13 protein-coding genes are annotated in these 11,986 nt (G+C 71.7%); 6 read left to right on the top strand and 7 right to left on the bottom strand.

The window, feature by feature from the left end; translation table 11 throughout:
- Window positions 1-98: 98 nt before the first annotated feature.
- Both MYMAC_RS23590 and MYMAC_RS23585 read left to right on the top strand, forming a co-directional pair.
- Complete coding sequence (locus MYMAC_RS23590; RefSeq protein ID WP_095959722.1) at window positions 99-1,646, top strand: SulP family inorganic anion transporter; 1,548 nt, start codon at window positions 99-101, stop codon at window positions 1,644-1,646.
- Window positions 1,643-2,383, top strand: a complete 741-nt coding sequence (locus MYMAC_RS23585) for a carbonic anhydrase (protein WP_095959721.1) — start codon at window positions 1,643-1,645, stop codon at window positions 2,381-2,383. The genes MYMAC_RS23590 and MYMAC_RS23585 overlap by 4 nt, the downstream gene beginning before the upstream one ends.
- 73 nt (window positions 2,384-2,456) lie before the next feature.
- On the opposite strand, the gene MYMAC_RS23580 is transcribed toward MYMAC_RS23585, so the two are convergent.
- From MYMAC_RS23580 to MYMAC_RS23555, 6 genes are read right to left on the bottom strand one after another with little or no spacing between them, the layout of a single operon-like run.
- A complete protein-coding gene (locus tag MYMAC_RS23580; RefSeq protein WP_095959720.1) occupies window positions 2,457-2,951 on the bottom strand; it encodes a SixA phosphatase family protein in 495 nt (164 codons plus the stop codon).
- Between the two features lie 59 nt (window positions 2,952-3,010).
- On the bottom strand, window positions 3,011-3,955 hold the full coding sequence (locus MYMAC_RS23575; protein WP_013941342.1) for a metallophosphoesterase family protein: 945 nt from the start codon (window positions 3,953-3,955) through the stop codon (window positions 3,011-3,013).
- Between the two features lie 12 nt (window positions 3,956-3,967).
- A complete protein-coding gene (locus MYMAC_RS23570) occupies window positions 3,968-5,329 on the bottom strand; it encodes a sensor histidine kinase (RefSeq protein ID WP_013941341.1) in 1,362 nt (453 codons plus the stop codon).
- 21 nt (window positions 5,330-5,350) lie between these two features.
- Complete coding sequence (locus tag MYMAC_RS23565; RefSeq protein WP_013941340.1) at window positions 5,351-6,031, bottom strand: response regulator; 681 nt, start codon at window positions 6,029-6,031, stop codon at window positions 5,351-5,353.
- A gap of 25 nt (window positions 6,032-6,056) precedes the next feature.
- Window positions 6,057-6,560: a hypothetical protein gene (locus tag MYMAC_RS23560; RefSeq protein ID WP_095959719.1), complete on the bottom strand. Its 504-nt coding sequence runs from the start codon at window positions 6,558-6,560 to the stop codon at window positions 6,057-6,059.
- Window positions 6,557-7,492 carry a tetratricopeptide repeat protein gene (locus tag MYMAC_RS23555; RefSeq protein WP_095959718.1) on the bottom strand — a complete coding sequence of 312 codons (936 nt, stop codon included), beginning with the start codon at window positions 7,490-7,492 and terminating at the stop codon, window positions 6,557-6,559. Before MYMAC_RS23555 ends, MYMAC_RS23560 begins: the two co-directional genes overlap by 4 nt.
- A gap of 163 nt (window positions 7,493-7,655) precedes the next feature.
- Here MYMAC_RS23555 and MYMAC_RS23550 point away from each other — a divergent pair, with 163 nt between their 5' ends.
- The gene (locus MYMAC_RS23550; protein ID WP_013941337.1) at window positions 7,656-8,261 is read left to right on the top strand and encodes a YceD family protein; all 606 of its coding nucleotides are present in this window, start codon (window positions 7,656-7,658) and stop codon (window positions 8,259-8,261) included.
- Between the two features lie 128 nt (window positions 8,262-8,389).
- Here the strand turns inward: MYMAC_RS23550 and rpmF are convergent, their stop codons facing one another.
- Complete coding sequence (rpmF, locus tag MYMAC_RS23545) at window positions 8,390-8,578, bottom strand: 50S ribosomal protein L32 (protein ID WP_043711738.1); 189 nt, start codon at window positions 8,576-8,578, stop codon at window positions 8,390-8,392.
- Between the two features lie 444 nt (window positions 8,579-9,022).
- Here rpmF and plsX point away from each other — a divergent pair, with 444 nt between their 5' ends.
- The 3 genes from plsX to fabG all read left to right on the top strand — a co-directional run bounded on the left by plsX (window position 9,023) and on the right by fabG (window position 11,961).
- The gene (plsX, locus tag MYMAC_RS23540; protein WP_095959717.1) at window positions 9,023-10,084 is read left to right on the top strand and encodes a phosphate acyltransferase PlsX; all 1,062 of its coding nucleotides are present in this window, start codon (window positions 9,023-9,025) and stop codon (window positions 10,082-10,084) included.
- 189 nt (window positions 10,085-10,273) lie between these two features.
- On the top strand, window positions 10,274-11,215 hold the full coding sequence (gene fabD, locus MYMAC_RS23535; RefSeq protein WP_095959716.1) for an ACP S-malonyltransferase: 942 nt from the start codon (window positions 10,274-10,276) through the stop codon (window positions 11,213-11,215).
- A complete protein-coding gene (gene fabG, locus MYMAC_RS23530) occupies window positions 11,212-11,961 on the top strand; it encodes a 3-oxoacyl-[acyl-carrier-protein] reductase (RefSeq protein WP_013941333.1) in 750 nt (249 codons plus the stop codon). The genes fabD and fabG overlap by 4 nt, the downstream gene beginning before the upstream one ends.
- The last annotated feature ends 25 nt before the right edge of the window (window positions 11,962-11,986 follow it).

The raw sequence follows: 11,986 nt of genomic DNA, 5'->3' as shown, positions 1-11,986 counted from the left end.
CCTCTCAAGGCACCCCGCACAGGGCGGCACGGTAATTGCCCAGGGCCTCCACATGATTTGGCGCGCGCGGCAGTCGCGGCGACTTGTGTGGAGGTGTGATGTCGACTTCGAAGAGTCCTGAGAGCGCTGCTTCCCCTTGGAAGGCGCTGGCAACGGACCTGCCTGCATCCCTGGTGGTCTTCCTGGTGGCGTTGCCGCTGTGTATGGGCATCGCGCTGGCGTCTGGCGCTCCCATCGTCAGCGGCCTCATCGCGGGCGTGATTGGCGGGCTCGTGGTGGGCATCTTCGGCGGCGTGCCGCTGCAGGTGAGCGGTCCCGCCGCGGGGCTCGCGGTGATGGTGTTTGGCTTCATCCAGCAGATGGGCCTGGCCATGACGTGCGCGGCGGTGGCCGTCGCGGGCGTGGTGCAGATGATTCTCGGCGGGCTGAAGGTGGCGCGCGGCGCGCTGGCCATCTCCCCCGCCGTCATCCACGGGATGATGGCGGGCATCGGCATCCTCATCGTCCTGGGGCAGGTCCACATCGTGATGGGCGGCGCGCCCCAGTCGAGCGCGTGGCAGAACGTGAAGGAGCTGCCGGGGCAGATCGCGGACCTGCATGGCGCGGCGACGCTGCTGGGGCTGCTCACCATTGGCCTGATGGTGGCGTGGCAGTTCGTCCCCGGGAAGCTGAAGAAGGTCCCCGGTCCGCTCGTGGCCGTGGTGGGCGCCAGCGCCGCCGCGTACTTCCTGAACGCGGACGTGGCCCGCGTGGACCTGCCGGAGAACGTCCTCGCCAGCATCCAGCTCCCGACCTTCCCCAAGGGGGACTGGGTCACCTTCGGCACGGCGGTGCTGTCGTTGGCGCTGGTCGCCAGCGCGGAGTCGCTGTTGAGCGCGGTGGCCACGGACAAGATGCACACCGGCCCGCGGGCGAACCTGGACCGCGAGCTCTTCGCGCAGGGCATGGCGAACACGGTGTCCGGTCTGGCGGGCGGCCTGCCCATCACCGGCGTCATCGTCCGCAGCGCCACCAACATCACCGCCGGCGCGAAGACGCGGCTGTCGGGCACGCTGCACGGCGTCTGGCTGCTCCTGTTCGTCACGCTGCTCGGCTCGGTGGCGGGGCTCGTGCCTCTCACCGTGCTGGCCGGTCTGCTCGTCTTCGTCGGCGCGAAGCTGGTGAACGTGCACCACATCCGCGAGCTGCAGAAGCGCGGCGAGCTGGCCGTATACCTGGTGACGGTGGCCGGCGTGGTGGGCGTCAACCTGCTGGCCGGTATCGGCATGGGCCTGGCGTTCGCGGTGCTGCGCCTGCTGTGGCACCTGGGCAACGTCAAGGTGGACGTCTCCCAGCAGGCGAGCGCGTCGTATCTGGTGCGAATCTCGGGCTCGCTGACGTTCGTCGGCGTACCCAAGCTGTCCAGCGCGCTGGCGCAGATTCCGGCCGGCTCCAAGGTGGAGCTGGACCTGGCGGTGCAGACGCTGGACCACTCCGGGCACGAAGCCCTGCAGAGCTGGTGCGACACCTATCGCAAGACGGGCGGCACGGTGTTCACCGAGTCGCTCGAGGAAGTCTGGAGCCGTAAGGGGACGGCGAAGTCGAGCGCCCCCGTGGTCGTCGAAGGTCCCAATCACAACTCGCTTGTTTCTGGAGGTGCGCAGTGAGGAAGCTCATCCGCGGTCTGTTGGACTTTCAGCTCAACGCCCGTTCCAACTACCGGGAGAAGTTCGCGTTGCTGGCGCAGGGGCAGAAGCCGGATTGCCTCTTCATCGCCTGCGCGGACAGCCGCGTGGTGCCCAACCTGCTCGTGTCCACGGACCCGGGCGACCTCTTCGTGGTCCGCAACGTGGGCAACATGGTGCCGCCGTCGGACTCCAAGGGGCAGTCGACGCGCGACCAGTCCGAGGCGGCCGCGCTGGAGTTCTCGCTCCGCAACCTGCCGGTGGAGGACATCGTCGTGTGCGGCCACTCGAGCTGCGGCGCGATGAAGGCCGTCCTCGCGGGCGGCGTGGGGCCGGAGAACCCGAACCTCAGCGGCTGGCTCGAGCACGGCAAGGCCGCGCTCCAGCGCATGGCGGCGAACCCGAAGCTGGGCGAGGGCCGGGCGGACTACGACCGCCTGTCCCAGAACAACGTGCTGCTGCAGATGGAGCACATCGCCAGCTACCCGTGGGTGAAGGAGCGCCTCGACGCGGGCACGCTGCGGCTGCACGGCTGGTGGTTCGACATCGGCACCGCGCAGGTCCACGCCTGGCGCCCGGCGCTGGGCCGCTTCGTCCCCATGGATGAGCTGGTGGGCGAGGCGCTGCTGCGCGAGCTGGGCACGGAGCCGCACAACCCCGGCGCGCTGGCGAACGGCAACGGCGCCGCGCACCTGTCGGTCGCCGCCAGCCGGTCGTAACGCGGCCGGAGCAGGCACGCGGGAGGACGGCCCTTCTCAAGGCGCCGTTCTCCCGCTTCGCTTCTGCGGGCTGTCAGCGCAGGTCGCCCGGGCGCTTCACCGGCCTGCCCGGCGTGGCCCACCACGCGAGCGTGAAGCCGCCCTCCTTCATCGGATGCAGGGCCAGCGCCGCGCCCTTGCGGAGCTTGTCGGGTAGCTCATGCTCCAACGCGCGCTGGGCCGCGCGCTCCAGCGAGGGATTGTGGCCCACCAGGGCCCAGCCCGCGCCTCGCTCCCGCGCCAGGTCGACGATGCGCTTGTGCGCGCCGCGCTGGGGCAGCAGGGCGGGGTGGACCTCCACGCCCGCCACGCCGAGCGCCTCCGCGAGCAGCTCCGCCGTCTGGACGGCGCGCACCAGCGGGCTGGTGATGATGCCTCGCAGCGGCGTGAGGCGCGCCAGCTTGCGGGCGTGGTGGCGGAAGGCGGCGCGGCCTTCCGGGGTGAGGGCACGGGCCTCGTCGCCCAGGACATGGGAGTCCTCCGCGACGGCGTGGCGGACGAACAGCAGGGGCAGCTCGCGAGCAGACATGGTGACCGCCGTGAATCACTCCCAGCGGCCCCGCGCAAGCAACGGCCTGGCGACAACGTCTACCCTTCGAAATCGTTGAGCGCGTCCGGGGGCAGCGGCGCGGCGCCCGTCACGGTGCCGTCCATGTCCGTGGGCAGCGAGGCCGGGTCGACCTCCGGGGAGGGGCGGCTGTCCATGGGCGAGGCCGCGGCGCGCGAGGCGGCCCCTGGCGGCGGGCGCAGCACGGGCCCCGGCGGGGGCAGGCCGGAGTGGCGGCGCGCGGCCTCCATCAGCGCGTTGTGGTGGCGGTAGCGCGCCTCCACCAGCTTGTGGACGAGCAGCGGCCCGCCGGGGACGCGGCGCGCGGTGAGGGCCTGGGTGGCCTTGCGCACCGGGTAGCGCACGCGGCGAATCTGCACCCGCCAGCCCTTGGGGGTGAAGGTGAAGACGCCATAGGCGGGGCGCAGGTCTCCGTCCCGGGGGATGCCCGCGCTGGCCACGTCCGCGATGAGCATGCGGCCCACGCGGCGGCGGTAGGGGAAGTGCAGGTGCCCGAAGGCGCAGGCCGCCGCGTCCAGGTGGCTGAAGAAGCGGCGCACCGCGACGTCATCCAGCGTGGGGTCCAGCGACTCCTCGAGGTTGCGCGGGTTGGCGTGGCAGACGAAGAGGTCCTGCCCCTTGCGCGGCGAGTAGCGCGCGGAGAAGGGCAGGGCGCCCAGCTTCTCCAGCAGCGCGCCGCCGAGCTGATCCCGCGTCCAGCGCAGCAGCTCCGTCTTCCAGTGGTCCTTCTCCCGGTAGGCGCCACCCAGGTAGTTGCCCGCCAGGTAGCAGTCGGTGTTGCCCATCAGCACCGAGTCACACCGGTCGAAGAGCAGGTCCACCGTCTCGCGCGGGTGCGCGCCGCGCAGCGCCAGGTCACCGGCGGCGACGATGTAGTCGGGTGCCACCGAGCGCGCGATGTCCTCGAGGACGGCCTCGCAGGCGGGAAGATTGCCGTGGATGTCCGCGAGGATGGCGACCCGCATGGTGGCTGCATCCTACCCGGTCGCCGCGTTCGATGAAGCCGCCAGGGGCAGAAAAATGGTGAAGGTGCTCCCCTCGTTGGGTTGGCTCTCCACCTTGACCTCGCCGTCCATGGCCTGCAGCAGGTGCTTGACGATGGACAGCCCCAGCCCCGTGCCCCCCATGTCCCGGCTGCGGCCCTTGTCCACCCGGTAGAAGCGCTCGAAGATGCGGGACAGGTGCTTGGGCTCGATGCCCACCCCCGTGTCCTTCACCCGCACCACGCAGCGGCCCGACTCGCACGCGCCGTACACGTCCACCTGCCCGCCCGCCGGCGTGTACTTCACCGCGTTGTCCAGCAGGTTGAGCAGCACCTGCTCCACGGCCCGGGTGTCGCCCTCCGCGAGCAGGTCGGGAGGGACATGGAGTGAAACCACCTGGCCCTTGCCCTCGGCCTTGGGGCGCACGGTGTCCGCGGCGCGGGCGGCGGCGTCCGCCAGGGGCACGCGGCCGCGCTTCAGGCTCACCTCGCGGGCCTCCAGGCGGGACAGCTCCAGCAGGTCCTCCACCAGCTCGGACAGGCGCTCGGACTGGCGGTGGATGATCTCCACCATCTTCGGCGCCATGACGGGGTCATTGAGGGCGCCGCCCTGGAGCGTCTCCGCGTAGCCGCGGATGGCGGTGATGGGCGTGCGCAGCTCGTGCGACACGTTGGCCACGAAGTCCTTGCGCACCTTCTCCAGGCGGCGCAGCTCGGTGACGTCGTGGAAGACGGCGGCGCTGCCCGGCAAGTCCTTGGCCAGGGGCGTCACCCGGATGGACAGCGTGCGCGGGAAGAGGCCGTCCAGCGTGAGCTCCAGGTGGCTGGAGGCGCCCTCCCGGCAGGCGCGGATGACGGCGTCGTGCAGCGCCTCGTTGCGGATGAGGGCCAGGGGGCGCTGGCCCGTGAGTTCCCCGCTGGTGGAGGCCAGCATGTCCCGGAGGGCGTCGTTGTGGCGCACCACCGTGCCCTCGTCGTCCGTCACCCAGATGCCCTCCGCCATGCCGTCCAGCACCGCGGTGAGGGTGCGCGCCTCCTGCGTGAGCATGGCGGAGCGCGCGGACAACTGGGCGTGGAGGGAGTCGATGGCGCCCTCCAGGCCGGCCACTTCATCCAGCCGCTCCGGGACGGCGGGGGGCGCGCCCGGGCCGCCCTCGGCGCGGTCGCGCGTGTGGCGGGCCAGCAGGTCCAGTTGGCGCTGCAGCGTCCCGCGGCTCACGCCCAGGGACATGAGGGAGCCGGCGAGCGCGACCAGCGCCGCGGCGACGACCTCCTTGGGGCCGTCCAGGAGGGCGACGAGCGTCGCGACGACGAAGGCGGGCAGCAGGAGCGGAAGGAGCGTGGCGCGCAGGGGCATGGGCGGGGCGTGGGGTTCGCGTCACGGGGGGCTGAGCTTGTAGCCCACGCCGCGCACCGTCTCGATGATGTCCCCGGCGGGGCCCAGCTTCTCGCGCAGCCGCTTGATGTGCGTGTCCACGGTGCGGGTGTGGATCTCCGCCTGGATGCCCCAGACGTCCGACAGCAGCACCTCGCGCGTCTGCACCCGGTCCGAGCGCTCCAGCAGGGTGCGCAGCAGGCGGAACTCCAGCGCGGTGAGGAGGACTTCCTCCCCCTTCACGCGCACCTGGTGGCGGGTGGTGTCCAGGCTGATGTCGCCGGAGGCCAGCACCGCGGCGGGCCCGTCCTCCGCGTCCGCGCGGCGCAGCACGGCCTTGACGCGCAGGAGGAGCTCGCGGACGGAGAAGGGCTTCACCACGTAGTCGTCCGCGCCCAGCTCCAGGCCCTGCACCCGGTCCGACTCCTGGCCCTTGGCGCTGACGATGATGACGGACGCCTTGCGCAGCTCGGTGTCTGCCTTGAGCATGCGCAGCACCTCGCTGCCCGCCACGTCCGGCAGCATCAAATCCAGCAGCACCAGGTCCGGAGGATGCGCGCGCGCCTTGGCGAGCCCGCCCGCGCCCGTGTTCGCCGTCTCCGTCTCGAAACCCGCGGCGCGCAGGTTGTAGTCGACGAGGCCGGCGAGGTCCTGCTCGTCCTCGATAATCAGGATGCGCGACATGAAGTCCTCTTGAGTCCCGCCGCGCTCAGGGCGCGATGGACGGATTGCAGTCTCCACCGGTCAGCGTCAGGGGCGCGGCGATCACCGGCGGGTTGTCACCCGCGTTGACCTCCCGGAGGTAGTTGCACGAGCTGCCCAGGAAGCCGGGCGTCGCCCCCGTGGTGATGGCCTCGATGACGAGCGCGTAATCTCGGCCCACGGGCACCTCCACCGCCAGCTCCAGGCTTCCACCCGATTGGAGGGTCGCCAGGTCCACCGGGAAGCGCAGGGCCCGGCCCTCGCGGCCCTGGGCGTCCTTCAGCACCACCAGGTCATCCCGCCGCACCTGGGTGCCCAGGCAGGTGCGCTCGATTTCGATGCAGCTCCGGCTGGAGCCGCGCGTCACCACGGCCACCTGCAGGGCCTGGACGTCGTTGGCCACCGCGCGCTCCAACGTCAGGGCCAGGGGGAAGCGGCCCGCGGGCTCGGCGTCCGGGCCACACGCGCCCAGGCCGAGCAGCAACAGCGGGGACAGGAGTCGCAGGCTCATGGGGCAGGGGGCTCCACGCGGATGGTGATGGGGACGCGGCCCCGCTCCTCGCCGGAGGTCAGCGCCACGACGCCGGCGGTGGCGCCAATGGCCACCGCGCCCACGCCCACCCAGAGCCAGGGGCTCTTGTACCAGGGCCGGGAGGCGGGCTCGGCGGCGGCGCCGGCGCGCGGGGACCGGGGCGCCACCTGGAAGATGAGCGGCTGGAAGGAGTCCCCCCGGCCCGCGAGCCGGCGCTGCGCCGCGTCCGCGACCTCGAAGTAGTACTCCATCTCGTAGGCGTCGGCCTCGGAGGGGACCTCGTACGCGGGCAGCACCGCGCGGTAGCGCTCGCGGCCGCGGCCCTCCGGCGTGCGGTCTCTCGCGAAGTCCACCGAGCTGTAGGCCTCGTCCCCGGCGCGCCGGTAGAAGAGGCGCGCGCGGGCGCCCAGGGCCAGGTCCTGGATGGTGGCCTCCACGACGACGGGCTCGCCGCCGGGCGGGTCGGGGATGGGGTCCACGTCCAGGGTGACGGGGCGGACGCGGCGGCTCTTGATGTCCTCGCGGATGCGCGCGTAGAGGGCGCGCAGCTTGGGCGGGGCGGTGCGCGGCAGCTCGTAGTCGGGCCGGGCCTGGAGCAGCTTCTCGTAGGCGTCGCGGGCCTGGGGCTCGTCCCCCAGGTAGAGGGCCGTCAGGCCCAGCAGGCGGTACATCTCCACCAACTGGTCATCCGTCAGGTCCGGCGCGTCCAGGCCCTCCAGGAGCGTGCGCCGGGCCTTTTCAAACGCGCCCTGGTCAATCTGGGCGCGGGCCTCGGTGATGGCCGGGCTCGCCGGGCCGAGCTGGCAGAGTACGGGCCCAGGGAAGAGGGGCCGGCTCCAGCCCGGTCGGGCACCCAGGCCCAGCACCAGCAGGAGGACCCACCCGCGCAACCGCCAGCCGTGTCCGTGCATCGATTCGAACCTATCAAAACGTTATCGAGAGAATCCACGAAGGCCGGCCCACCGAGGGTGACGGCGCGGTGACATCTTCGTGGCGGTGTCACACGAGGGCGTGTTGACGCTGGAGGGCCCGCCCTCTATGTTGCGCGCCCCTTTTTGCCTGGAAGTAGCGTAAATGCTCGTAAAGGTTGAACAAATCAAGGACGCTGGGCTGAAGCTCGAGGAGCCCATCAATCTCGAGCTGCTCGGTGAGACGCTGGGAGGCGGCGCGGCCTCCGGCGAGGATACCGGATTCCGGGCCACCGCCCCGTCGACGTTGAAGGCGTCGCTGCGCAAGCTGAGCGGCGGCGTGCTGCTGGAGGGGCGCTTCACGGTGGACGTCACCAGCCCCTGCAAGCGCTGCCTCACCGACGTGGCCACGAAGGTCCCCGTGGAGTTCACGCTCAACCTGGTGCCGGAGTCCCTGGCCCGGGGCGACGACTTCAAGGACGACGACGAGAAGGCCATGGAGAAGAAGGAGCGCAGCCAGGGCGAGTCCGGCGGCTCCTTCGAGATGGACGACGCGGATCAGGAAGTCTTCGACGGGAAGAGCATCAACCTGGACCCCATCGTCCGGGAGCAGCTCCTGCTGGCCCTGCCAATGAACGCCGTGTGCCGCGAGGACTGCAAGGGGCTGTGCTCGCAGTGCGGCGCGAACCGCAACGAGGTCGCCTGCGCCTGTGACACCCGCCCGGTGGACCCCCGGCTGGCGCCGCTGAAGAACATCAAGCTCAGCAACTGAGCCTGGCGCAGTGGGGCCCCGGAGGTGCCGGGGCCCCGGAAACGACAAGGGCCGCGGCCTCCAGGTGAAGGAGGCGCGGCCCGTCGTACTTCAAGGAGCCCGGGGAGGGCCCTGTATGCGGCTGTGCGTCAGGCCTCGGCCTGGACGATGGCCTCACGGCCCTTGTACTGGCCACAGGACGTGCAGGCGCGGTGGGGAAGCACCGGCTCCTTGCAGTTCGGGCACTTGGTCACCTGCACGGCGCTCCGCAGGTTGTTGTTGGCCGCACGGCGGCGGTCGCGACGCATCTTCGAAGTACGCTTCTTGGGGACACCCACGGCTCACCTCTATCTTCGACCCCGACCCGGAGCGTTCGCGCCGGTCCGGACCGGTTGAGTCCAATGTCTTTCGCGCTGTGCCGGGGTCCCCGGCTCCCTGCGCAACACTCTCTACGGCTCGAAAACCGGCCTGGGGCGGTCGCACGAAGGCTCCCGTACTCCATGTCCGGCTTCGGAAGGCGGCGGACCCTAGCGGCTCGGCGCCCCCGAGTCAATGTGACAACGCGGGAGGGCCCGTTATCTCCCGGGCACCGTCTATCCCGGACGGTGTCCGGTGACAACGCCCGTGGCGGGGGCACCATTCGTCCCGCCCGTGCCCGAGGGGCAGGCAATCCTGCCGTTGCCCCCCTGGAGGGTTCCTGGTGTGCTGCGCGCCGCCCGCCCCCCGGCGGGTCGGGAGTCCGACATCCGCCCGGAGGCCTGGCGGGCAAGGAGAGGGTGGGGATGAGGCTGGTGCTGGATGCCATGGGCGGCGATCACGCGCCCGCCGCCCCGGTGGAGGGCGCGGTGTTCTTCGCGCGGGCCCACCCGGGCCACCAGGTGCTCCTGGTCGGAGACGAAGCCAGGGTGGCGCCGCTCCTGGGCAAGCTGCGGCCCCCGCCCAACCTCCAGTTCCATCACGCCTCGGAGGTGGTGGAGATGGACGAGCACGCCTCCACGGCCTTCCGCCGCAAGCGCGACTCGTCCCTGCGGGTGGGCTTCGAGTTGGTGCGGGACGGCCAGGCGGAGGCGCTCGTCTCCGCGGGCAACTCCGGGGCCGTCATGGCCGGGGGCCTGCTGACCCTGGGGCGGCTGCCCGGCGTGGAGCGTCCGGCCATCGCCGCGCTCTTCCCCGCGCTCAAGGGCGGCGGCCGGTGCCTGCTCCTGGACGCGGGGGCCAACGTGGACTGCCGGCCGTCGCACCTGGCCCAGTTCGCCGTCATGGGGGAGGCCTACGTGCGCGCCCGCATGGGCGTGGCCCGGCCCCGGGTGGCCGTGCTCTCCAATGGCGAGGAGTCCTCCAAGGGGACGCCGCTCACCCGGGAGGCCAGCGAGCTGCTGCGCCGCTCCGACCTGGACTTCGTGGGCTACGTGGAGGGCAAGGACCTCTTCTCCGGTGAGGTGCAGGTGGTGGTGACGGACGGCTTCACCGGGAATGTCGTCCTGAAGACATCGGAAGGCGTGGGCATGGGCGTCATTGGCATGCTGCGTCAGGCCATCGAGCGGCGCGGGGGGCTGGCGGAGAAGGTGGGGGCCATGCTGCTCCAGCCGGCGCTGGCGGGCCTGCGCAAGGTGGTGGACTACGCCGAGTACGGCGGGGCGCCGCTCCTGGGCATCCAGGGGGTGGGCATCGTCGCGCATGGGCGCTCCACGCCCCGGGCCCTCTTCAACGCGCTGGGGGCGGCGCTGGCCATGGCGGAGGGGGGCGTGCAGGCGGAGTTGACGCGTTGCATTGAGCGCGCGGCGGCATGGCTTCCGCCGCCCGCGAAGGGAAAAAGGGCGACAGAGCCGGGCGTTTCCGATTAGAGGCTGCGCCCGGAGCGTGCAGGCCGCCGTGACGTGGTGGTGGGGCGGCTCGCGGAAATTGCTGGCTGAAACCCGCCCGGGTGCGGCAACAGGGCGTTTGGGCCGCGGCCCGAGGCCGCTGAAAGGGAGTCCGACGCGCCAGGGAGGCCGGGGCGCGGGGACTCCGAAATTCGAGGAGGCGGAGTCCGCATGTCGAAGGTCGCGTTCGTGTTCCCCGGGCAGGGCAGCCAGGCCGTGGGGATGGGCAAGGACCTGTATGAGAAGTTCCCGGAGGCCCGGGCCGTGTTCGACGCGGTCGACGACGCCCTGGGGGAGAAGCTCTCCACCCGCTGCTTCGAGGGGCCGGACGAGGCGCTGAAGCTGACGGCCAACACCCAGCCGGCCATCCTCACGGTGTCGCTGGCGGCGCACGCGGTGTTCGCGAAGCGGGGGCCGGCGCCGGCCTTCGTGGCGGGGCACTCGCTGGGCGAGTACTCCGCGCTGGTGGCGGCGGGCGCCATGGACCTGGGCGACGCGGCCCGGGCGGTGCGCGCGCGCGGCACCTTCATGCAGGAGGCGGTGCCCGCGGGCGTGGGGGCCATGGCCGCGGTGCTGGGCCTGGTGCCGGAGCAGGTGAAGGCGGCCTGCCAGGCGGCGGCCGAGGGGCAGGTGGTGGCGCCGGCGAACTACAACTCGCCCGAGCAGACCGTGATTGCCGGTGACGCCGCGGCGGTGGAGCGCGCCGGGGCGAAGTGCAAGGAGGCCGGCGCCAGGCGCGTGATGCCCCTGCCGGTGTCCGCCCCCTTCCACTGCGCGCTGATGGCGCCGGTGCAGCCGCGCCTGGCGGAGGTGCTGGGCCGCATCCGCGTGTCCGCGCCGTCCGTGCCGGTGGTGACCAACGTGGAGGCCCGCCCCAACGCGGACGCGGCGCGCGTGGTGCCGCTGCTGCTGGAGCAGGTGAGCTCGCCGGTGCGCTGGATTGAGTGCGTGGAGGCGCTGAAGGCCGAGGGCGTCACCCGCATCATCGAGCTGGGGCCGGGCAAGGTGCTGGTGGGCCTGGTCAAGCGCATCACCAAGGACATCGAGCTGTTCAACGTCGAGGACTCCGCGAGCCTGGACAAGGCGCTCGCGGCGCTGGGGGTGGCACCATGAGCGGCTTCAAGGACAAGGTCGTGCTGGTGACGGGGGGCTCGCGCGGCATCGGCCGGGCGTGCGCGGTGGCCTTCGCCAAGGCGGGGGCCTCCACCGTGGTCATCAGCTACGCGGGCAACGAGGCGGCGGCCCAGGAGACGGTGAAGCTGCTCGAGGCCGAGGGCGCCAGGGCGGAGGCCATCCGCTTCGACGTGTCCGACAGCGCCGCCTGCGCCAGCGCGGTGGACGGCGTCGTCAAGGCCCACGGCCGGCTGGACGTGCTCGTCAACAACGCGGGCGTGGCGGTGGACGGCCTGGTCATGCGGGTGAAGGACGAGGACTGGGACAAGCAGCTCGACACCAACCTCAAGGGCGCCTTCACGCTCATCCGCGCCGCCAGCCGGCCCATGATGAAGCAGCGGGGCGGCGCCATCATCAACATCACCTCCGTGGTGGGGGAGATGGGCAACGGCGGGCAGGCGGCCTACTCGGCGTCCAAGGCGGGGCTCATTGGCCTGACCAAGTCCGTGGCGCGCGAGCTGTCCAGCCGGAACATCCGCGTCAACGCCGTGTCCCCGGGCTTCATCGGCACGGACATGACCGGGCACCTCAATGACGAGCTGCGCCAGAAGATGCTGGAGGGCATCCCCCTGGGTCGGCTGGGGAATCCAGAGGAGGTCGCCGGCGCCGTCGTCTTCCTGGCGGGGGACGCCGCGTCCTACATCACCGGCGAGGTCCTGAAGGTCAATGGCGGCATGTACATGTAACCCACGGTTGGATTGCCGCCGGGCG

This window comes from Corallococcus macrosporus DSM 14697 (genome assembly GCF_002305895.1).
Taxonomy (GTDB): Bacteria; Myxococcota; Myxococcia; order Myxococcales; family Myxococcaceae; genus Myxococcus; species Myxococcus macrosporus.
Note: the sequence above shows the minus strand (reverse complement) of the source record. Positions and strands in the feature narration are given on the sequence as shown.